Genomic DNA, 22,503 nt, shown 5'->3' with positions numbered 1-22,503 from the left:
GAGATAATATGAGGTGAAGGATATGTTTAGAAAAGTTGATCATAAAAATATGGGAAGAGCAAATCATGGTTGGTTAAATACACATTTTCATTTTTCCTTTGCGAATTACTATAACCCGAATAACATGAACTTTGGAGCATTGCGTGTAATTAATGATGACCTAGTAGCGGCACAAACTGGTTTTGATATGCATCCGCACCGCGATATGGAAATCATTTCGTACGTTGTAGATGGTGCTTTAACACATGAGGATAGCATGGGGAACCGCGGAACAATTGAGCGAGGGCATGTTCAATATATGAGTGCTGGCACAGGTGTATTTCATAGCGAGCATAATTTAGGAAATGAAACACTACGTTTATTACAAATTTGGATTTTACCAGATCGTGCGGATCATAAACCAAACTATGGTGAGTTTACATTTGATTGGAGCAAGCGTGAAAATGAATGGTTCCATATGGTATCTCCAGTAGAAGGAGAGGCACCAATTCGTATTCACCAAGATGCGAATTTATATTCTTTATCGTTAGATGCTGGAAAAGAAATTCATTTTCCGGTGAAAGAAGGCCGTCAATTGTATCTTGTACAAATTGAAGGCAGTAGTGTAATAAATGGTGAGACACTTGTTATGCGTGATGCGGCAGAAGCGGTAGAAGAAGATGTTCATATTGCAGCGAAAGAGCAATCACACTATTTAGCGATTGAATTGAAAAAATAATAGAATGTTTATGGGAAAGAGGACACCCGATAGGATGTCCTCTTTTTTTGAGTGGAATTGTCAGAAAAAACTTTCTCAATATTTAGAAAAAGGTATTAGCCTGGAAAATAAGAATTGTATAAAAGTGTCAAAAATCTGTATGGGAATGGGGAATGTTATAGTGAAAAAGCAAGTCATTTCATCAGCATTAGCGTTAACTGTTATCGCCGGGGGATTTGGAACATTTGGAGCAACGACAACGAAAGCGGAAGAACAAAAAGTTCAATACCATCAAGAATTTAAAACGCCTGCATACATAGGTGAAGAATGGAAAGCACCAGAAGGACTAGATAAAAAAGAAACGGTCTTTCAATATTTAGAGAGTAAGAAAGATATGTTCAAATTAGCGGGAAATATTGATAAACATTTCAATGTCGTTGGGGAAGAAAAAGATACTGAATCTGGCACAACACACGTGAAGTTAGTTGAAAAACATAATAACATTCCTGTGTATGGTTCAGATCAAACTGTTACACTAGATAAAGAAAATAATGTAAAAGCATTCTTCGGACAAGTTATACCGAATTTAGAGGATAAAAATATTCCTGCGTTTGCAAAGATTAGTGCAGAACAAGCAGAAACAATTGCAAAGGCAGATATTGAAAAAGAAGTTGGTAAAGTAAAGAATTATGACGGTGTGAAAAAAGACTTATTTGTGTATGAAAAAGATGGAAACTACTATCTTGCATATTTAGTTAAGGCATCAATTTCAAAACCAGCTCCAGGATATTGGCATTACTTTGTTGATGCAACGAATGGAAATGTGATTGAGAAATATAATGCTGTAGATCACATTACAGGATTTGGTTACGGAGTATTAGGCGAGAGACAATCGTTTGAAATTGCTCAAGATGAAAAAACAGGAGCGTTCAACTTATTTGATGGGAAACGAGGACAAGGTGTTCATACATTTGATGCAGAAAATATGGATGAAAACTTGTTTAACTTATTCTCACAATGGCTTGGATATACAGGAGAAGAAGTGGAAAGTAAATCTAAGTTCTTCGAAGATAAGGCTGCAGTTGATGCGCATGTAAATGCAGGGAAAGTATATGATTACTATAAAAAGACATTTAATCGTAACTCCTTCGATGATAAAGGTGCGAAGCTGATTTCTACTGTTCACGTTGGAGAAAGCTGGAATAACGCAGCTTGGAACGGTGTGCAAATGATGTATGGTGATGGCGATGGTACGACGTTTATTCCATTATCTGCTGGACTAGATGTTATCGGTCATGAATTAACGCATGCTGTAACTGAACATACAGCAAACCTTGTTTATAAAAATGAGTCAGGTGCGTTAAATGAATCGTTATCTGATATTATGGGTGTCATGGTTGAGAAGAAGAGCTGGGATTTAGGTGCTGACATTTATACACCTGGAAAACCTGGTGATGCACTTCGTTCTCTGAAAGATCCAGCATCTATTCCAAACCCATTAAAACCAGGTGAAGGTTACCCAGATCATTACAATAAACGCTACACTGGAACAGCTGATAATGGCGGCGTTCATATTAACAGTAGTATTAACAATAAAGCTGCATATTTAGTATCTGATGGCGGAGAGCATTACGGCGTGAAAGTAACTGGAGTAGGCCGTGAAGCGACAGAAAAAATTTATTACCGTGCTCTTACGAAATATTTAACTGCAAACTCTGACTTTAAGATGATGCGTCAAGCTGCACTTCAGTCAGCTGAAGATTTATATGGTCAAAACTCTAAAGCTGTACAAGCTGTAACGAAAGCTTATGATGCAGTAGGCGTAAAATAGTAAGAGAAAAAGACCTGACTAGGATGTCAGGTCTTTCTTTATTTAGTCGCGAATACCTAATGCGATTTTCGCCATACGTGACATGCGTTCTTTAGACCAGGGCGGATTCCAAACGACATTTACTTCTATTTCATTGACTTCAGGTACGTTCGTTGATAATACTTTTTTAACGTCTGATACAATTTGCCCAGCCATTGGACAACCGATAGAAGTCATCGTCATCGTAATGACAGCATTATTATTTTCATCTGCTGTAACGTCATAAACTAATCCAAGATTAACAATATCAACACCTAGTTCAGGATCAATAACAGCTTCTAAGTTTGCATATAACTTTTCTTCAAATGCTTGTTGTGACATGTGTAGCACCCCCTACATATTAATGATATCGATTCTCATTATAACGGATATATATATATAATGCAGGGAATGAGCTCAAAAAAATATTCCTCTTGAAAGAGGAATGTTTTTTGAAAACTATTCAGTTTTGAAATGAGATACGAGTTGATCTAATTCTTCAACTGTTTGTTTCATTTGTTTAGCAGTTTGTGTCATTTCATTCATAGTAATGACCTTTTGCTCAGCAGATTGTGCTGTTGCTGCTGTTTCACTAGATACTTCAGTCGAAATAGAAGCGATATTATTCAGTGAAGCGTTCATTTCTTCAGCGCTTGCAGCCATTTCCTCAGCGGTTGCTGAGATGTCTTGCATTTGAGTAGATACTTTATTTACTTGTTCCACAATTGTTGTGAAAGAGTTGCCGGCTTCACGAATGACATGAATGCCTTCAAATGCTTCCGAACGGCCTTGGGACATCATAGAGCTCGCAGTTTCAGTGTCTTGTTGAATTTGATGTAGTAGTTGGTTAATATCTGTTGCCGCTGTTTTAGATTGTTCAGCAAGTTTTCGAACTTCGTCAGCTACGACAGCGAAACCTTTTCCTTGTTCGCCAGCACGAGCTGCTTCGATAGATGCATTTAAAGCAAGTAAGTTTGTTTGTTCTGCGATATTAGAAATAGATTGTACAGCTGTATCAATATATTTCGTGTGGGTGATTAGACGTTCGACCACTTCTGAAGTAGCATTTACCGCGTCGTGTATCGTTGTCATTTGTGAAACGGATTTTTGAATAACTGAACTTCCATCGTTAGCCTGTTCAGATGTAGTTACAGCAAGTTCAGTTACAGATGAAGCAGATTCAGCAATGCGCTGAACACTTACTGCCATATCGTCCATTGCAGTTGAGCTTTCTTCCATGCTAGCAGATTGTGATTGAATACTTGCATTTAAGCTAGACATCGAGCTTTGAACTCTTATTGTTGCTTCACGTGATATATTTGTTTTTTCTAGCATATTTTCAGAAGCGTTTTGTACTTCCACAGATGTTTTTTGCACACGATTGATGATATGTTGTAGGTTTTCTAACATTTTATTAAAGGATGTTGCGATCGTACCAATTTCATCATTGCTATTTACTTGTAGGCGAGCTGTTAAGTCACCTTCTTGAGATGATAATTCTTTTAGCTTATTATCAATTTGTTGAATTGGTTTTACAAGTTTACCAGAGAACCACCATGCAAGAATGATAGCTACGATAATACAAATAACAAGTGATAAGAAGATAACATATTCAATTTGTAGTGAAGATTGATCAATTTTTTTGATAGATTCGTCACGTAACTTAGCTTGTTCATTACTATAATTTGTGAAGTCACCAATTACTTTATAAACGGCACCATTTTCTGCATAAGCTACTTGTAGAGCCTCTTCCCACTTTTGTTCTTTTGCAAGAGTGAAAACTTTTTCTTCAATAAATTTTCTCCAAGTCGATCCTGATTCCATTGTATCTTTCACGGATTGAGAAATATTTGGATTAGAAAGAAGTTTATCTTTTGAATCCTCCAGACGTTTACTCATCTCATTAAACTTGTCTAATTCGACTTGATCATGTTGTAATAAATAACCTCTTAAAGCAGAAAGTTGTACCTGATAAGCGTCTCCACGTTCTTTCAATTCTGTTGCAAGGGGAGAAATTTCTTTTTGTAAAGCTTCAGCTTTATGAGATTGGTCAATAGCAAAAAATAAAATAAAAGCTAAGGCGATTCCAAATAAAGCGCAAATCGTTCCCATCATGAACATTAGTTTTTTTCGAATGCTAATAAAATTCATATGATAAAAAGCCTCCTTTGTGAAATCTTAGTATTAGAATTAATTAATGTAAAAAACCGAAAGAAAGCTTTACTCCTTCTGGAATAAAGCTTTCCTCTAGGAATTATAGCAGACGGAATGAGAGATAGAAAGAGATATTTTAAAGTAAAAAAAGAGAGATTGTAAATCCCTCTTTTTAATAGTTTGTAGGTCCTAGAAGTATAAATGAAAGTTTCGCTTTAAACGTTTGTTTTGAAATGAGAAACGAGAACTTCAAGTTCTTGTACGGTCGTTTTCATTTCAGAAGCTTTTTTAGCAACGACACTCATTTTATTTACTTGGTCACCAGCCGAAGTTGCTGTTTGTGATGTTTCGGCGGCAACTTCATTTGAAATAGAGGCGATGTTATTTAAAGCTGCATTCATTTCTTCTGAACTTGCGGCCATTTCTTCAGCAGTTGCAGACATTTCTTGCATTTGTGTAGAGACTTTGTTAATGTGGTTAACAATTTCCGAGAATGAAGATCCAGCGGTACGAATGACTGTAATTCCTTCCGAAGCCTCTGACTGACCTTGTGTCATCATTTCATTTGCTATTTTTGTGTCAGCTTGAATTTGATGAAGTAAATGGTTAATGTCAGTTGCCGCTAGCTGAGATTGTTCAGCAAGTTTTCGTACTTCATCGGCAACAACGGCGAATCCTTTTCCATGTTCGCCAGCACGTGCTGCTTCAATTGAAGCATTTAAAGCGAGTAAATTCGTTTGTTCCGCGATATTAGAAATGGATTGAAGTGCAGTATCAATATGATTCGTATGTGTAATGAGTCGCTCTACTACTTGTGATGTAGCGTTAACAGCTTCGTTAATGGTATGCATTTGTGTAATAGATTTCTCAATGACTTTATTCCCACCATCTGCTTTTTCTGAAGTTGTAACAGCTAGGCTAGCAACAGAGGAGGCAGATTCTGCAATACGCTGAACACTCGTTGTCATATCGTCCATTGCAGTTGAACTTTCTTCGATGCTTGAAACTTGTGAACGAATATTATACGCAAGAGCATTCATAGTTTCTTCGGTTTTTGCTGTATTTTCCATAGAAGCAGTGGTTTCGATAAACACATTTTCAGACGCTTCTTTTACACTTGTTGATGTTTGTTGCACTTGTTTTATGATACGTTGTAAGTTAGCAAGCATGTGATTAAAAGAATTGGCGATATCACCAATTTCATCTTTACTCGTTACGTGTAATCTAGCAGTTAAATCGCCGTCTTGAGAGGCTAATTCTTTTAATTTCTCATCAATTTGTCGTATCGGTTTAACGAGTTTACCAGAGAACCACCATGCTAATAAAATAGATGTTAACGTACATGTAATGAGAGAGAAGAAAATAATATATTGAATAAGAGATGAAGAAGACTCTACGTCAGCAATTAATGCGTCACGTTTATCATTTTCTGCATTTGCATATTTAGTAAAACGACTTAAAAGATCGTTTACATAATCGGTTTGAGCTAAAGCGATTTTGGATGCTTCGTCCCATTTTCCTTCGCTAGCGAGAGGGAGGACTTCATTATCTATGACGCTTCGCCATTTTCCTCCCATTAAAATCGCTTCTTTCATTCCTTCTGGAAGTTTTTTATCACTTGTTACTTTCTCTCTAGTATCAGCTAGTTTTTTTCCTTCTCGGTTGAATTTATCCAATCCTTTTTGATCATGTGACAGTAAATATTCTTGTAAACCGGCAACTTGTGCTTGGAACCAATCACCACGTTCTTTTAAAATTGTTGCTCGTTTAGATACATCATTTTTTAACGTTTCAATTTCGCTTGCTTGGTTCATAGCGAATAAAAGAATAACAATAAGAGCAATACTAAATAAAGAAGAAATGCTTAAGAGTGTGAACAGTAGTTTTTTTCGAATACTAACATACTTCATAGTTACCCCTACCTTTAAAAACTGTTTATTATGATTTATGAATGTTAAGAACGAAATTAATAAAAAACATTATTATGAAGTTATTAATCTGTTCAATGAAAAGTATAGCAGATAATGGAAGAAGGCAGATTCATATGAGTAAATGTTCTTAAAATGTATACATTTGTATATCAAAAAATTCATAAATAAAAATGAGAAATGCTATTGTAATTTGAAATAACATCATGTATACTTCTAATTAGTTGATAACGATTATCACTATCAACTGTTACATTACTCTTCGTTATGTTGGTCATACCCCTTTTTGACGACGTAAGTCAGAGACGAAATGTTGAAATATCTTGTGTCCTATTCTACAGAATTATGGTAATCTCCAACCTCAACTTATATGCGTGAGCATGCAAAAAGGATCCTATCCGTGAAGGGATCCTTTTTTGCATGCTGTCGCAATTAATGTATATAGACCGGGCACACGTTCTTCAATTCCTTCTGGGGCAGTAGAAGAGAAGACCCACTTTTGATGAGGTCCCTGTTCTTCAACTAGTTTTTCAATTTTAAAATGTTCTTCCGCAAGTGTTGTAATAATTTCTCCTAGCGTCCAGCGACGGATGATTGTTTTCGGTAACGATTCTTTCTGCGCTTCTGTAAGAAGGATGCTATAAGCAACATCATCTTCAATTAATTCTTCATCGAAATAATTTCCGTTAGCCCGAAATGATGGGTGGTCTACGCCTAATAATTTCGTGTAAACAGGATGATAGTCACGAAGGATAAGCGTTCCGTCTCCTTTAAGCAAGGTAGCAATTTTTTGAAAGAGCGGTTTTAAATCTAGAAAGTAATGGAGTACACCAAGTTCCAGTAATACGATATCAAATGATTCGGAGAGCTCCACATTTAGTACATCAGAAACGACATACTGGATAGAGACACCTGCTGCTTCCGCAAGTTCATTTGCATATTTTGCATTACTTGCCGAAATATCAACAACTGTTACGTCTGCTCCTAAAAGAGCAAGAGCAACGGCTTTATTGCCTTTTGAACCGAGTAAATTAATAATATGTTTTCCTTTTGGAGATTGTATGTAAGGTAAATAGTGATCTACCTCGCGCACGGGATCTTCCATAAGCTTTTTTGCATAATCGGCTGGTGCCCCGTGGCGATTCGTCCAAGCTTCATAAGCGGCTGCATTCCAGCTTTTTTCATTACGTGTGCTTAGTTGTTTTTGATTCAATCGTATCACTCCTTTTGTGAAAGTATAGTTATTCGGCAGGGGGATAGGATTTCCTTTTCTTCCTGAATAAAAGTTTGATTTTTCAGTGATTAAGTCGTAAAAGCCCGATTGGTTCAACTAATAATCAGTGGGGGATGAACAAAACCCCCACTGATTAAAGTTTCACTTTATATAAAAAGCGTTGAAAAGGAAAAGTAGGATGAAACCATTCTTTCCAGAGAGCTTCGGTAGCTGAGAAGAAGCAAGAATATTCATTTGAACAATGGCCTTTGAGCTTCGTCCTGAACTTATCAAATGATAATAGTAGGCGGCGACGAGAGTTGGTACTCGTTATCAAAACCACAGTATAAGAGCATATAGCTCCGTACTTGTTAAGGCTAATTATGTGAGTAATTGGCGAAATAAGGTGGTACCGCGACTGTTTAAAAGGAGGAATGTAAGATGAGTATTTTTATTCTTTTCGGCAAGAAGACTCCATTTGATTTGTGTTACGGGTGAAACCCAATAATTCAGGTAGAGATGAATTGCCGTCAGAAGGTAGACCAAACACTTTTGTTTCGTTCATAACAATTTTTTGAGAGCGAATATTTGTTTCTTTTTGTCTTACGATATAATCTGCCCTTAGATAAGGAGGGAATATATCTTAAGACAACGAAATTGGATAATAATAATCATTCGGTTACTTGAGCCAAAAGGAATTACGATGAAGACCATGTTCATATTTTGTTCCGTTCCAAATATTGATTTGTCAAAAAAAAATTTAATGAACTCTCTAAGAAAGGTGGTGAAAACAATGGCTAAAAAGAAAGCAGTGAAGGTATTACGTAAACAAAAGAAAAGAGAAACAATACAACGATTTACCCAGAAACAGAATATCGGACGAGCTTGTCTCACAGCTAAAGAATTTCGTTTACTGCAGCGCATGTCACATAGCTCAAAAGCGTTGCGAAATGTTGGATTGTACACGATTAAACAAAGTTACTTGAATAATAACAAGATGGCTAATGTAAAAGAAGTGGACACTGCCATGCAAGCCGATATGAACTACTCGGGCGTTCAATCAAACTCTGTTCAAGCCATTCGTAGAGCCTTATTTACAGAAGTGAAGAGCTTTTTTAAAGCGTTGGAACAGTGGAAGAAAAAACCTGAAACATTCACAGGTCGTCCTAAGTTTCCGAATTATTCTCGTTCAACTGATAAACGAATTATTGAAATCTATCAAGTGCCAAAAGTAGATGATAATGGGTATTGGATGATTCCAATGAATGTTGCATTTAGAAAAAAATTCGGTTCCATTAAAATACGTATGCCAAAGAACTTAAGAAATAAAAAAATCTCCTACATTGAGATTGTACCGAAGCAAAAAGGTCGGTTCTTTGAGGTGCATTACACATATGAAATGCACGTTTCTCAAATGAAGAAACCACCCACGACTACTAGTAACGCTTTGAGTTGCGATTTAGGTGTAGACAGATTAGTAAGTTGCGTGACAAATACAGGTGATACATTTTTAATTGATGGGAAAAAATTAAAATCTATTAACCAGTACTTCAATAAAATGATACGTAATCTGCAACAGAAAAATATGGAGAATGGAATTTCCAAACGCATTGTAACGAATAAAATCGCTGCACTTTGGCATAAACGAGAACGACAAATAAATGGTTATATTTCACAAACGGTAGGCTTGTTGTTCAAAAAAGTGAAAGCATTCGATATAGATACTATTGTCGTAGGGTATAACGCGGGTTGGAAACAAAAATCTGATATGGGAAAAAAGAATAATCAAAAGTTTGTTCAAATCCCATTTCATAAACTGATTGCAGCGATTGAGAATAAATGTGTAAAAGAAGGCATTCGCTTTTTAAAACAAGAAGAAAGCTATACTTCAAAAGCCAGTTTCCTAGACAAAGATAGGGTTCCAGTTTGGTCTAAGGATGATAGGACTCAGTATCGCTTTAGCGGCAAACGAACCACTCGTGGTCTGTACCAAAGTAAAGCAGGAACATGTATCCACGCTGATATTAATGGTGCGCTGAATACATTGCAAAAATCAAAAGTTGTAGAATTGGACGACAATCTCAAGGTGAAAACGCCGATTCTATTAGAAGTGCAAAAACGTAAGGCTGTTGCTTCGCGCATAGCTTAGTGGGTGCGTCAACCATCCATGTGTACTCGATTTGTCGGGGCTTGTAGCACACGCCAGGTTCATCTGAGTGGTGGCTTCTTCTGCAAGGAAGAACTACTCTTTTTCGAAAGGGTGGTGCAAGTGGGAAAACAATCGCTCGTTGCCAGTACCAACCAAAAACATACTTGGGGTGTTACCATAAGGGGGCATGAATGCTAGAGCGTCAAACTGTCTAGCGATAGACGAAAAGACCTAGCGTTCTAACTCAAGCCCCCACTGAAATGTTTCATCTCAGTGGGGGTAGTTGACTGGAGGCGCTTGGCCGTATGCAAATCTCCTTGAACCGTTTTTACCATTCTCAAGTGAAAGAGTTAGAAATACATTATCGATTGTGAACCGAAATTGGGAGCCTCAAAATACGTTGCCGAATAGAATTGATAGTGTGCAGCCACTATTTGAACGAATTGATGTAAAACAAATTGAGCATGAGATAGAAAAGCTATATGGAGCGGTAAAGTGAGATTGAGAAAAAGACCTTTCAAATCAATGAAAGGTCTTTTGTTACGCACTATGCACGCTACTATGTTTCTTTTCTTTCCTAGCCGTAAGCAGCTGAGGGGTGAAAATTCCAAGTAGTATAAAGAGTATCCCAATCCACTGCATGAATGTTACGACTTCATGTACAAGTGTAATAGAAGCGATAATGGCCGTTGGTAATTCAGCTGCTCCTAGTATTGTACTAAGTCCTGTTCCTACTTTCGGTACGCCAATTGAAAAACAAATAACAGGTACGACAACACCGAACAATCCGAGGAAGAAAGCGTATTTCCAAAGACCGGCTTGCAAGGCACCATCCGTTAAAAAGGTTGGCGGGAAGAATAGGCATACGATAAGAGTAGCACTTGTTGTCATAAGAAAGCTTTTCGTATAAGGTGGTACTTCTGTAGCAACACGCCCGCTTGCAAAAACGTAAAATGAAAAAGAGACAGCGGCTAATAGACCGAAGATAATACCTTTCGTGGAAAAGTTTTGTCCGAGACCTTCAAAGACACCGCCTGCAAACAATGTTCCAGTAAATAAAATAATAATAGATATAACTTTCTCACGGCTCGGTAATGTTCGATTGGCGATTGCTTCTATGACGACACCAATCCATGTGAACTGGAAGAGTAGGACAACAGCGATAGATGCTGGTAGTTCTTCTACAGAAATAGCGTAGAAGATACCAGTCATACTCATTGTTGTGCCAACTGTTAGTAAGGAAAGGAATTGCTTTTTTGTTACTTTATGACGTGAAACGAAAAGAACGAGCAGAAGAAGCCCGATCCATCCGAAGACATATTGTCCCCCTAATAGTTGATGTGCTGAAAATCCATCAATGAATCCGAGTTTGAAAATAGTTGAAAGTACGCCGTAGCTACAAGCGCCGAATAAAACAAGTAATGAATACTTAAATTTCTCCATGAAGATCCTCCTTTTAAATAATAAAAAACGCCCGCTATCCAAATAAGGATAACGGGCGAACGAAACAGAGTAAGATACTCTACAAAATTCCGCCATTCATACGAAGTATGAATTTGGGGTATGAAATTGTAGTAGGTTTTTTACATTGCTTTTGGGAATACAATAGAACATTTTACACCTTGAGGTGTGTTTTGTATCCCATAAGGAAACTGATGTTTATCTAATATTTGTTTTACAATATATAGCCCAAGACCACTACCTTGTACTAATCCATGTTTGCCAGGGTTTGCGCGATAGAATGGCTCGAATAAATGGGCGAGTTTATCCTCATCAATTTGTGAACCTGTATTTAATACTTCTAATGCATAACCGTTTGGCTTTTCATAAAGCTTTATATATACATGCTGATGGTCAATTGTGTAATGAATTGCATTTGAAATAATGTTAAAAATAGCAGTTTCAATAAATTTAGGATCAGCTAAAATTTGTACATCTTGCTTAATGTTAGATTGAACATTTAATTGCTTTACAGATACAAAGTAATCTACTTTCTTCATAACATCCTCAATAATATTAGTTAATGAGATAACTTTTAAATCAGGTTTAAATTGAGGGTTTTGTATTTTGGATAATTCCGACATTTTTTCCGTTAATATGTTAATGTCTTGCATCATTTCATAGGAACGTTTTAAATATTTATCTCTATCTTTATAAGCTCCAATTCCGTGAATCATGCCATCTAGTTGTCCCATAACGGCTGCGATTGGTGTTTTTAATTCATGGGAAATCATAGACATAAATTCTTTACGAGATTGTTCTAATTGTTGTTCCTTTTTGAGTTCATTTCTTAAATCTTGATTGCTTGCATGTAAATTCTTCACAATATTTGGGACCTGTGAAGCAGCTACTTGTAAATTAAAATCGGTTTGGTCTGTATTTTTGTTAAGTAGCTTTTTATCTGAGAAATCAAGATTCATAATATCTTTTAAAGCATCGCTCATAAATTGAAAAGGTTTGGCAATTAGTTTTGTATAAATTAAAGATCCGAGTAAAGATAATGCAAGCATTGTCGCACCAATATGTGGAGCTAATTGCTGCAGTGCATCTGCTAATTTTGGATAATCTTGTGTATCATTTGTGTTATTTGCTGCATTTTGTTTATGTAAGGCATCATTAGTAGCGACTTGCTTTTCCGTTTCTGTAAGTGGAGTAGAAGTGCTGTTTTTCCCCGCAATATTTTGGGTATGTTCTTTTGCTTTTACAGTTTGGCTAGGCTGCAAAAGGTGATTTATGGCTGTAGAGAGTGCATTATAATCTATAATAGAAGATTGGAAATTGGAAATCGTACTCTCTGAAACAGCCTTACTTTGATTCGTTTTACTTTGGTCGTTTTGTTTGTCTGAATCCGCTTGTTCTGTAGACAGCGCTCCATTTTCTTTTGCAAAACGTTCTTTATCGTAGTTTGAAGCTAGAAAATAAATAATTTGATAAAGACAAAGTGATAAAAGAATACAAAATAATAAGGTTTTGATGAAAATATTTTTGGTGATGTTGTCTGTACTACGATTCGATTTTGTAGCCAATGCCTTTCACCGTTTTAATATAAGGAATCCCTAATTTTTTTCTTAAGTTTTTAATATGTGTATCTATAACTCTTACATCACCATAATGTTCATAGCCCCATACCTTATTCAGCAAATCACTTCTTGATAATACTTTTCCCCGATTTTGCAGTAAAGTATATAAAATTTCAAATTCTTTTGTTGTTAATTCAATTTGATTACCATGAACATAAGCGGCATAGGCTGTAGAATTTAACATCAATTCATGGAATTGTAGTATAGTTGCAGCTTCTGCTTCCTTCGTTGCTGCCCTTCTTAATACAGCCTCTACACGTTTAATAAATACGGTGTAATGGAACGGTTTCGTAATATAGTCATCAATACCTAACTCAAATCCTTTAATTTCACTTTCTTCATTATGTAAGCCTGTTAACATAATGATCGGTACATCAGATTGTCCTCGCATAATTTTACAAATACTATAGCCATCTATATCTGGTAACATCACATCAAGGAGGACAAGATCGTATGAATTTTTTTGGAAAAGAAGAATACCTTCTGTTCCAGCGCCAACGACATCAACAGTAAAGTTTTGTGCCATTAGAAATTCACGAATCAGTTCTTGTATATCTGGGTTGTCTTCAATCACCAGTATATGCGTCATAGTAACACCTCCTAAATAACGCTTTTTACTGCAATATTCGAATTCATCATTTTTTGGATAACTCAAATTGTTTATACATATAATAAGCCCCCGCTATAAAGTCATCATGAAAGTAGCAAGGGGAATGGTTTAGAGAAACTGAATATTTCAGAATTACATTAGTTCTATTATAGTATGTATTGTAAAATTTATAAAATATTATAACTGTATAATTTTAATATCCATGTTTATCAATGTTTTGATGTTGTTTAACGAAACCTATTCTTATTATATATGTAAATACAGTTGTTTTGCTACTGTAAATGAATAAATAAAATAAGCCAAGATATAAAATTCTTGGCTACACATAAATCTTGTTTTTAGGTTATTTTACAGTGACGGTAGCTTGCTGCTGAATACGCTCAAATAACCAGTGTATATCATTGTTATACATACGAATACAACCAAGTGTTGTCCATTTGCCGATTGCTTGATTATTGTTCGTACCATGAATCGCATAAGTTGTTCCGTAAGTTCCTGCCATGTTTAGTCCGAGCCAACGGTCACCAAGTGGATTACGTGGATCGCCGCCTTTAATTTTTCCTGTATAGTAAGGACGGTTTTTAATTTTATTAACGATTTGAAAAGTACCTTTAGGCGTAGGTGTGGCTGCTTTTCCAGTAGCGACAGTAAAACTCTTTATAAATTGTCCGTTTTGATAATAATCCATTTTATTTAACTGCGTATTCACGATAAGCTGATCGTTTGTTGTAGCTGCCTCAGCATTTGTGAATGGAATAGTTAAAAATCCTAATGATAATAGTGCGCTTAATAATAGTTTTTTCATTATATTCTCCTTTTTGCTATTGTAATAGTCTTACATACAATGAATTTGCAATCCTCGTAATACTTTATTTACATTTTCATCTAATGTTTCAAAGAAGGTAGTAATCTTTGGATTTTGTTTGTTGTTTTTATCAATAAGTAATCTTTCATTTAGTAAAAGTTCACCATGTAGTCCAAAACTTTGAACTTGAATATTTAGCTCATCTTCAGTTTCAGAAATAATTGGTAAGAAGTAGTGGAAAGCTTTCGTTGGAATGATGTAACTTTTACCAATCATGCTTTCTTGATTTGAATTAATCCATTTTTTCGTAACAATCTTAATGTTCTTTTTTGAAACGATAAAAGACAGTGTTGTAGATTTTGTTAAACTTACGTCAAATTCACTTGTTTCACATATGTGTAAATTAAAAACGGTTTCATTTTGATGAGATTCAACATTTGTATTAATAAAATCGTGCATTTTATAAGCTTCCATTTCTTATTCACCCTTTTTTCAATTTCGAAAAACTACTTATATTTATTCAATTTAATGCTTAGTCATATATTAGTTAAATTTTTCAACAAATTCCGATATAATCTTACAATACGTATATGAAGCTAATATGAAGTTAGTATGAGTTTGTGGTGGTTTTTTATTGAGAACAAAATAAGGTGATTTCTAAGTGTTAAAAACTGGATAAAAAATGCATATTAATAGCTCTATTCCGTACGATATATAATTGTTAGCACATCGAAAAGCGATAATGGATAGCAGCAAATAATGAACAGAAAACTTTAGTGTGAGCCTTACAAAAATGTAATAAAAATGTAAGCTATTGTGATAGTTATTTCGACAATTTTTTTATACAATAATAGTAAGAAGTTGTACGTGATTGAAAGGAGAGATGACATGGAATGGGTTCATGAATTATTTCAGCAGTACGGGTACTATGTTGTACTTGTTGGTCTGCTGTTAGAATATATTGCACTTCCGTTTCCGGGAGAGCCAACGTTAGCATATGCGGGATTTTTAGCACAGAAGGGCGATTTAAGTTTACCGATTTTAATTATCCTATCCTTTATTGGGACAAGTTTAGGAATGACAATTCAATACTTTTTAGGAAATAAATTAGGTATGCCCTTTATTCAAAAGTATGGGAAATACGTATTTTTAACACAAAGAAAAATTGACTTAACAAGAATGTGGTTTGATAAGTATGGATATTTCCTTATTTTTATCGGCTTCTTTATTCCTGGTGTACGTCATTTTACAGGATATTTTGCAGGAATTATTAACTTACCATTCCGTCGCTTTGCAATTACAATTTACTCAGGTGCTCTATTTTGGGTATCATTCTTTTTAATCGGTGGTTATTGGTTAGGTGGAAACTTACATGACATCTTTGGAGTGCTAGAAGGTCATATCGGTAAAATTATTTTTGGAGTGATTGTGATTGTGGCAGTTACGTTAGGCATTCGTTTCCGCAAACAGTTAAAACGAGTATTGTTACAAAACGCAAGTTAATATGAAATCCATTCTATGTCAAAATTTAGGAAGGCAGTGCAAACGCACTGCCTTTTTTATTTTATGTTCTAATCTATTTTAATACGTTTTTGTTCATCCTATTTAAAACTTCATAGGTTGTTCTGTCAATTATTAACGTCAAAATGACAATTATAATTGACAAAAATAAGGATATTATTTACAATTTTAATTAAATAAATGAAAAAGAGGGAAGACATGAAGCTTCAAAATCGAGTGAGGGAATTGCGAGCAAAGCATCGTTTATCACAAGGGGATTTAGGGAAAGCGATTGGATCATCACGGCAAACGATTAGTTTAATTGAGCGCGGGGATTATGCACCATCTATTGTATTGTCGCTAAAAATCGCACACATTTTCAACGTACCGGTGGAGGAAATATTTACGTTAATGGAGGGGGAAGAGGATGATGAAGAGTAAACGAAAAAAACAATTTGATTTTGTGGGGAAAATAGCATTAAGTATGATGGGTGGCTTTTTAACATCTTATATAGCTTTAAATTTACTCTCGGATGAACCGAGAAAATTATCATCTAATACATTTATAGGTGTATGTACTATTTTTGGAATCTTAATGATGTACTACACTTGGAAGAATACACGTATGTTAGCGGAGGCACGCGATGAAGAAGAGAGCGTACAAGGCAGAAAATTAGGCATTATAAGTATATATTTACGTGTAGGTGATATAGTTACGCAGGCATGGTTTGTATATGCAGTTATTACATGTAGACGTGCACTGTTGCAGGATACAAATGTTTCATTTGCAGTGTGGAATTTAGTAGCATCTATTGTCTGTTTGACTATTGTAGTGGTTATCGGGCTCATAATAAAAAATCGTTATAACAAGCTATATCCTGAACAAGGTGTAACATATATGGAATCTATGAAAATGTGGACGAAAAACGCAGATGAAGGATTAAAGCACATTGTGCATGAGGCTGGATATAAAGCATATGAATTTACGAATACAGTCTTGGCATATGTATGGTGGGCTGCCGTTATATATACAGCGGCTAGTGATATCGATTTTGTATTAATTGGCTTAATCTCATTTATTTGGATATTGCATCTCGGAAAATTTATGTATGAAATGCAGAGAAAAATGATTTATTAAGGGGAGAAAAAGGTGGATATTTTAAGAAGACCAGCTGGTTCACTAACAGTGGCGCTCATTCTGTCCATTTTATACGGAGTGATCCGAACTGGAAAATTAGAAACAATGTTGAATATATGGGCATTATTGGGGATTTTTCTGTTAGTGGTAATCATTCATGAGTTAGGACATGTCATATTCGGCATAATAGGTGGTTTGACATTTAAATTTATGACAGTAGGGCCTATTACTGTTCAAAAAGAGAAGGGGAAAGTACGTATTCGAGAAAATAAATTATGGGCGTACTTCGGAGGCGTGGCAATGTTAATACCGCCTTCTATAGTAACACCGAACCTTTCGAAAAAATGGGCATGGATGACTTTAGGTGGACCAATAACAAGTTTACTATTTGGTATTACTTTTGGTTACATATACATGGTGAGTTATTATCAATATCTGTTATATTTTTCTGTTTTCCATTTTGTAATTTTTGCGGTTACAATCGTACCGATAAAAGGAACGCTTATGAGCGATGGTATGCAATTTCTTATTTTAATTAAAGATGATGAAAAGGCGAAGCAGCATGTATATAACATTCAAGTATCGAGTGAGTTATTTAGTTATAAGAGGCCGAAAGATTGGGATAAGAGATTAGTAGAACTTACCGAAGATAAAATAAAAGAACATAAAAGTATAAGAGAGATCATGAGCGGACTTATGCTTGTCTTCCTTGCCCGGTCGGATCAAAAGGGAATGGAAAGAGCGATACCATATATAGAACAAGTTGCCCAGCTCCCTATAACGAAAGAAAATAAATATTTCGTCAGCAGTTTTCACAGTTGGTATCTTTTATATAAAGCTCTTTATCAGATGGATAGCCTTTCCCTGCATGAAGCGAAGGAACATGGGAAGGCCATTACAAAAGTGGACTTACATGGGTATTATCGCACACAAGGAATTGTTAAATATTTAGAGGGCGATATGGAAGCGTCCCACACTTATATGAGGAAAGCAGACAAAGAATTAAAGAGTGCCGAGAAGAGTGAAATAGGATATTTACAATTAGAGAGAGAATGGTTTGAGCAGTTGAAAGAGAGGGTATCTTACGATGGGTAAGGTATCCTCTTTTTTCTATGTCGTTTTATGCCGTTCCATAAAAAGTCTAGGGCGAGTAAAATAAGATAAGAAGGGCAAAGCTTGGAGGAATTCTAGATGGAAATTTTAACGATTATTTTAATAGTCTTGCTCATTTATGCTGTTTTTAAAGTAGCATATGTAGCATTAAAGATACTCGCGATCCTATTAGTTATCTTTTTAATCGTAGAGTTCGGCAGTAAATTGCTTGGGGGATAGGGTATGTTGTACGCTTTGAGTGTCGAATGATATCGGTAAATCGATATGTTGTGTCGAATCGTCGATATAATGAAAAAATCGTTGATATAAGTGGAGAAACGATCGATATATTTGAAAAATCGTTGATATATTCTGGTAAGTACCGGTTGGGGTATGTAGAAAAGAAGTTGCCGTGAAGGTAACTTCTTTTTATTGTGGTGATGGGATCTGCAAAACAACATAAAAAAACTGGAAGAAACCTTCCAGCTTACGAGTTACTTTCAATTTGGCGACCGTTTTCTTCTTCATTGTCTTGTAAAAGGTTGAATACGTCTGCTAGGCAGAATGCAATGAACCAAGTCCATAGACCGTGGAAGAAAGCTGAGCTTAATTGAAGTGGTAATGTATAGTTAGTCATTGAGTAGGAAATACATCCGCCAACGATTCCGATCATTGTTAATAACATTGTTTTTTGTGCATTTTCTTCTGGATTGAAGAGGAAGTAAATGTATCCACCTAAAATTGAAGCGCTTACAAGCGTTTCGATTCCATTAAAAATGATATTCTCTCCAAGCTGAGTGTTTGTCCAGAAGCAGATCGTTCCGCCGATAATAGCAAACAGGACAGCTATTGTATATCTTATATATTGATTCATATGTTCATCTCCTTATGTAATAAGATGATTTGGAAGTCAAAAAGGTAGGTATAGTATATTGAAGTGAATTTTAGTTGTACGTATCTTTTTATAAAAAGATCATGGAAGAGTGATCGGTTGTTTAAACCGTTACGTGTATGGTGTCTGAAATATACCTGACTGCTCGTTTCTTTTTGCTTGTAAAAATAAGAGAAACTTCCAAGTCTATATACTCTTTTTTTGTGAGTCTGCTTTCATTATAACACATTTAGGGTCACAATAATAGAATTATCTGATTTTGTAATAAGTGTAAAAAATAAAAAGCGCAAGGAAATACCACTAACAATGCAGTTTAGTGGAAGAAGGATTTTAATTTATTATGATGAAATATGTAATCAAGGTGAGATCTAAGAAGGAGGCTTAAATACTATAAAAAATGTTTTGTAGCATGAATGTAAGGGAGGAGAGCTAACTTGGAGATCACAACAGAAAGATTAATAATTAGACCTTTTAAGAGTACGGATTTACAGGATGTATTTGCTATTTATAATAATGATGATACATGTAAGTTCCTATTACATAATAAGTGGACTCATGAAGATATGCAGAAAAAGTTTAATAAGAAGCTAGCAAATAATGTACTTACTAAAGAGTCAATATTAAGTTTGGCAGTTATATACAAGACTAAAGTAATTGGTGATTTATCCGTATGGTACACAAATATGAAAGACACTGTTGAGATTGGTTATAGTTTTTCAAATGAAGTAGCTGGGATAGGCTTGGCAACAGAAGCAGTAAGTAGTTTGGTATTTAAATTATTTAATGAATTTCATGTACATCGTATACAAGCTAATCTTGATGCACGTAATACAGCTTCACAAAAATTGTGTGAACGAATAGGCATGAGAAAGGAAGCCCATTTCATACAAGATTTTTGGAATAAAAATGAATGGACAGATAGTATTGTATACGGAATGCTATCCACCGATTTGTAGTAATAAACTTCGTGATTTTATTATGCTAAAGGGTGCGTTAGTTGAATAACAAAGGGCATACCATATTATATATGACTAATATGGTATGCCCTTTCATGTATTAACCTTTTTTATATGCGTTTGAAACGGCCGACAATCTCAACTGTTTCAGTAATGTTCATGAATGCTTTGTTATCCACTTGACGGATAATACGTTTCATTTCGCCTAACTCATAGCGAGTCACGACAGTGTAAATCATTTTTTTCTTATGGTTTGTATAGCCGCCGACAGCATCTACCATTGTCACCCCGCGTATGCCGTGATGCAATAGTGCGCTTTTTATTTCCTCGCCTTTTTCTGTAACTGTCATTATCGTTAATTTAATATGTTTCGTATGCACAGCATCGATAACTTTGCTGACTACAAACCGGCTAATTAACGTATAAAGCGTAATATCCCATCCGAAAATAAATCCTGCTGCAACAAGTAAGATTAAGTTGAATCCAAAGATGATTGCTCCAATTGAAATATCTCGATGTTTTGCTACAATCAATCCAACAACATCAAAGCCACCTGTTGAAGAAGCAAATCGGAATATGATTCCGGAAGCTGCTCCGCAGATTACACCACCGAATACAGAAGACAGTAAAATATCGTCTGAAACTTGGTGTACAGGGATAATGTTCATCGCTAACGATGATACAGCTACAAAGTACGCTGTTAAAAAGGTTGTCTTCTTGCCTAAGTAAAAGTGACTTAAAATAAGAAGAGGAATGTTTAGTAAAAAGATAAGTGCACCGATATTGTAGTGCATTAAATAACCGATAATCATCCCTACACCAGCGAATCCACCGCTAATCATGTTATGCGGGATAAAGAACATATTCATAGAAATTGCATACAAAATAGAGGCTACGAAAATAACAACCAACTGTATGATAAATTCTAAGTGGAATGTTTTAGCTGCTGGGAAGGATAAAAAGGCGGTGTCGGGAACGTAATCGGCGTCTCCTAGTTGACCCATAGTATGTTTCATCTCCATATTCATTTTTGATTACAAGAAGAGAATAAAGGTTTTTTCAAAAACTGGCAATAGTTTTATTATAATGCGAAAATTTTATAAATTTCTAACAAATTAAACCTATACAAGGATACGTGTGAATATACTAAAGAAAGCGAATACATTGGTTTTCTAACATAGTTTTCTTGAGAAAATATGCAAAATACTTTTTTGACGATAAAAGGAAATAGAGAATGTTTGCCTAATGTGCTAAAATGACCTTATTAAGGATGTGAAGCGATGGAATTTTTATTGCAGGATGCAATTCTATATATATCGTTTGTAACGACAGCGCTTTGTTTATTAGAAGTTTTCTTCCTTGCTAACGTTTCTCGCTTTGTGCGTCAGCAAGCATCAAGTGGTAGACAAAGAGCCTTTAAACTAGTTAATACGTGTGAAGAGGGTACTGGTAATGTAACGCTTTTCTCTATTTTTTATAAATATGGAATGATTCGTTCTGTGCGCAGACAAGAATCCAGTGAAGAGAATGACGAGGTCGGTCCGTATACACCAATGTTTCGCTAAATAATTACGAAACATTGGAGGAATGAACATGTTAAAATCATACCGAGCTGTGCTCGTTAGTTTATCATTATTACTTGTTTTTGTTTTATCTGGTTGCAGTAATGCAGCCCCAATTGATGCACATAGTACGGGGATTTGGGATCATTATTTCGTATATCCAATCTCGTTTATGATTCAATTTGTTGCTCATCACATACCAGGAGCTAGCTTCGGGATTTCTATCATTATTATGACGCTCGTTATTCGTTCAGCAATGATCCCATTAGCTGTTTCGCAATATCGTAGTCAAGCGAAAATGAAGAAAATGCAACCTGAACTGCAGAAGCTGAAACAAAAATACGGTGATGTGGGTAAAGATCTTGAAAAACAAAAGCAGTATCAAAAGGAAATGTCGGAACTAATGAAATCAGGCGGTTGGAATCCACTAGCTGGTTGCTGGCCACTATTAATACAAATGCCGATTTTCTCTGCTTTGTATTATGCGATTAGCCGAACAGAAGAGATTCGCACATCGTCATTTTTATGGGTGAACTTAGGACATGCAGATCCTTATCATATATTACCGATTATCGCAGCGTTAACGACGTTTATTCAGATGAAAGTTTTCCAATCTAATATTACACCTGGAGAACAAGTACAGATGCTGAAAGTGCAGCAAATTATGATGCCAGCAATGATTCTATTTATGGGATTTGCGGCGCCATCAGGACTTGTGTTGTACTGGATAACGGGTAATTTATTTACAATGACACAAACAATTGTATTAAGAAGAATAATGGAACGTGAAGAATTACAATTACAAAAAGCTTAGAACAACGCCGCTCGGGATGAGCGGCGTTTTTTTGTTAAGTCGTTAAGGAAATGTTAAGAAACCA

Annotated in this window: 22 protein-coding genes, 1 pseudogene and 1 other annotated feature; of the genes and pseudogenes, 12 read left to right on the top strand and 11 right to left on the bottom strand. The window is 35.5% G+C overall.

Annotated features, from left to right (window positions below; translation table 11 throughout):
- Positions 1-22 precede the first annotated feature (22 nt).
- The gene (locus JDS82_RS15215) at positions 23-718 is read left to right on the top strand and encodes a pirin family protein (RefSeq protein ID WP_199713530.1); all 696 of its coding nucleotides are present in this window, start codon (positions 23-25) and stop codon (positions 716-718) included.
- 160 nt (positions 719-878) lie between these two features.
- The gene (gene nprB, locus JDS82_RS15210; protein ID WP_199713529.1) at positions 879-2,528 is read left to right on the top strand and encodes a neutral protease NprB; all 1,650 of its coding nucleotides are present in this window, start codon (positions 879-881) and stop codon (positions 2,526-2,528) included.
- 42 nt (positions 2,529-2,570) lie between these two features.
- Here the strand turns inward: nprB and JDS82_RS15205 are convergent, their stop codons facing one another.
- The 4 genes from JDS82_RS15205 to JDS82_RS15190 all read right to left on the bottom strand — a co-directional run bounded on the left by JDS82_RS15205 (position 2,571) and on the right by JDS82_RS15190 (position 7,841).
- Positions 2,571-2,888: a metal-sulfur cluster assembly factor gene (locus JDS82_RS15205; RefSeq protein ID WP_000082523.1), complete on the bottom strand. Its 318-nt coding sequence runs from the start codon at positions 2,886-2,888 to the stop codon at positions 2,571-2,573.
- Positions 2,889-3,005: 117 nt separating this feature from the next.
- Positions 3,006-4,697 (bottom strand): methyl-accepting chemotaxis protein, encoded by a 1,692-nt coding sequence (locus tag JDS82_RS15200; protein WP_199713528.1) that lies wholly within the window; start codon positions 4,695-4,697, stop codon positions 3,006-3,008.
- Between the two features lie 218 nt (positions 4,698-4,915).
- On the bottom strand, positions 4,916-6,610 hold the full coding sequence (locus JDS82_RS15195; RefSeq protein ID WP_199713527.1) for a methyl-accepting chemotaxis protein: 1,695 nt from the start codon (positions 6,608-6,610) through the stop codon (positions 4,916-4,918).
- 412 nt (positions 6,611-7,022) lie between these two features.
- Positions 7,023-7,841 carry a class I SAM-dependent methyltransferase gene (locus JDS82_RS15190; protein ID WP_064460064.1) on the bottom strand — a complete coding sequence of 273 codons (819 nt, stop codon included), beginning with the start codon at positions 7,839-7,841 and terminating at the stop codon, positions 7,023-7,025.
- A 172-nt stretch (positions 7,842-8,013) separates the two neighbouring features.
- Positions 8,014-8,266, top strand: a binding site (T-box leader).
- 368 nt (positions 8,267-8,634) lie between these two features.
- Between JDS82_RS15190 and JDS82_RS15185 the strand changes: the two genes are divergently transcribed.
- Positions 8,635-9,990, top strand: a complete 1,356-nt coding sequence (locus tag JDS82_RS15185) for an RNA-guided endonuclease TnpB family protein (protein WP_199713526.1) — start codon at positions 8,635-8,637, stop codon at positions 9,988-9,990.
- Between the two features lie 304 nt (positions 9,991-10,294).
- Positions 10,295-10,489: pseudogene (locus JDS82_RS15180) on the top strand (methionine--tRNA ligase); the annotation flags it as partial.
- A gap of 41 nt (positions 10,490-10,530) precedes the next feature.
- On the opposite strand, the gene JDS82_RS15175 reads toward JDS82_RS15180, so the two are convergent.
- From JDS82_RS15175 to JDS82_RS15155, 5 genes are all read right to left on the bottom strand, one after another.
- Positions 10,531-11,433 carry an EamA family transporter gene (locus tag JDS82_RS15175; protein WP_048566640.1) on the bottom strand — a complete coding sequence of 301 codons (903 nt, stop codon included), beginning with the start codon at positions 11,431-11,433 and terminating at the stop codon, positions 10,531-10,533.
- A 140-nt stretch (positions 11,434-11,573) separates the two neighbouring features.
- On the bottom strand, positions 11,574-13,016 hold the full coding sequence (locus JDS82_RS15170; protein WP_199713525.1) for a sensor histidine kinase: 1,443 nt from the start codon (positions 13,014-13,016) through the stop codon (positions 11,574-11,576).
- Positions 12,994-13,659 (bottom strand): response regulator transcription factor, encoded by a 666-nt coding sequence (locus tag JDS82_RS15165; protein ID WP_000148835.1) that lies wholly within the window; start codon positions 13,657-13,659, stop codon positions 12,994-12,996. Before JDS82_RS15165 ends, JDS82_RS15170 begins: the two co-directional genes overlap by 23 nt.
- A 364-nt stretch (positions 13,660-14,023) precedes the next feature.
- A complete protein-coding gene (locus JDS82_RS15160; protein ID WP_000735054.1) occupies positions 14,024-14,485 on the bottom strand; it encodes a L,D-transpeptidase in 462 nt (153 codons plus the stop codon).
- A gap of 30 nt (positions 14,486-14,515) precedes the next feature.
- A complete protein-coding gene (locus tag JDS82_RS15155; protein ID WP_000388758.1) occupies positions 14,516-14,959 on the bottom strand; it encodes a DUF3978 family protein in 444 nt (147 codons plus the stop codon).
- A gap of 414 nt (positions 14,960-15,373) precedes the next feature.
- On the opposite strand from JDS82_RS15155, the gene JDS82_RS15150 reads away from it, so the two are divergent.
- The 5 genes from JDS82_RS15150 (at position 15,374) to JDS82_RS15130 (ending at position 18,455) form a co-directional block, all read left to right on the top strand.
- The gene (locus JDS82_RS15150) at positions 15,374-15,988 is read left to right on the top strand and encodes a DedA family protein (protein WP_000455359.1); all 615 of its coding nucleotides are present in this window, start codon (positions 15,374-15,376) and stop codon (positions 15,986-15,988) included.
- 216 nt (positions 15,989-16,204) lie between these two features.
- The gene (locus JDS82_RS15145; RefSeq protein WP_000776155.1) at positions 16,205-16,426 is read left to right on the top strand and encodes a helix-turn-helix transcriptional regulator; all 222 of its coding nucleotides are present in this window, start codon (positions 16,205-16,207) and stop codon (positions 16,424-16,426) included.
- Entirely contained in the window at positions 16,416-17,123 is a 708-nt protein-coding gene (locus JDS82_RS15140) for a DUF3169 family protein (RefSeq protein ID WP_033658962.1), read from the top strand. Before JDS82_RS15145 ends, JDS82_RS15140 begins: the two co-directional genes overlap by 11 nt.
- Before the next feature lie 12 nt (positions 17,124-17,135).
- Positions 17,136-18,218, top strand: a complete 1,083-nt coding sequence (locus JDS82_RS15135) for a site-2 protease family protein (protein ID WP_000353763.1) — start codon at positions 17,136-17,138, stop codon at positions 18,216-18,218.
- 96 nt (positions 18,219-18,314) lie between these two features.
- Positions 18,315-18,455, top strand: a complete 141-nt coding sequence (locus tag JDS82_RS15130; protein WP_000404783.1) for a DUF3985 family protein — start codon at positions 18,315-18,317, stop codon at positions 18,453-18,455.
- 247 nt (positions 18,456-18,702) lie between these two features.
- On the opposite strand, the gene JDS82_RS15125 is transcribed toward JDS82_RS15130, so the two are convergent.
- Positions 18,703-19,089, bottom strand: coding sequence for a DUF3938 domain-containing protein (locus JDS82_RS15125; protein WP_001077775.1), 387 nt, complete (start codon positions 19,087-19,089; stop codon positions 18,703-18,705).
- Between the two features lie 452 nt (positions 19,090-19,541).
- Here JDS82_RS15125 and JDS82_RS15120 point away from each other — a divergent pair, with 452 nt between their 5' ends.
- Positions 19,542-20,063 (top strand): GNAT family N-acetyltransferase, encoded by a 522-nt coding sequence (locus tag JDS82_RS15120; RefSeq protein WP_199713524.1) that lies wholly within the window; start codon positions 19,542-19,544, stop codon positions 20,061-20,063.
- A gap of 110 nt (positions 20,064-20,173) precedes the next feature.
- Here the strand turns inward: JDS82_RS15120 and JDS82_RS15115 are convergent, their stop codons facing one another.
- On the bottom strand, positions 20,174-21,067 hold the full coding sequence (locus JDS82_RS15115; RefSeq protein ID WP_000530035.1) for a YitT family protein: 894 nt from the start codon (positions 21,065-21,067) through the stop codon (positions 20,174-20,176).
- Positions 21,068-21,343: 276 nt separating this feature from the next.
- On the opposite strand from JDS82_RS15115, the gene JDS82_RS15110 reads away from it, so the two are divergent.
- Complete coding sequence (locus tag JDS82_RS15110; RefSeq protein ID WP_000394932.1) at positions 21,344-21,628, top strand: hypothetical protein; 285 nt, start codon at positions 21,344-21,346, stop codon at positions 21,626-21,628.
- A gap of 28 nt (positions 21,629-21,656) precedes the next feature.
- The gene (gene yidC / locus JDS82_RS15105) at positions 21,657-22,439 is read left to right on the top strand and encodes a membrane protein insertase YidC (RefSeq protein ID WP_000920539.1); all 783 of its coding nucleotides are present in this window, start codon (positions 21,657-21,659) and stop codon (positions 22,437-22,439) included.
- Positions 22,440-22,503 lie beyond the last annotated feature (64 nt).

The organism is Bacillus cereus group sp. N14, assembly GCF_016483555.1.
Taxonomy (GTDB): Bacteria; Bacillota; Bacilli; order Bacillales; family Bacillaceae_G; genus Bacillus_A; species Bacillus_A wiedmannii.
Note: the sequence above shows the minus strand (reverse complement) of the source record. Positions and strands in the feature narration are given on the sequence as shown.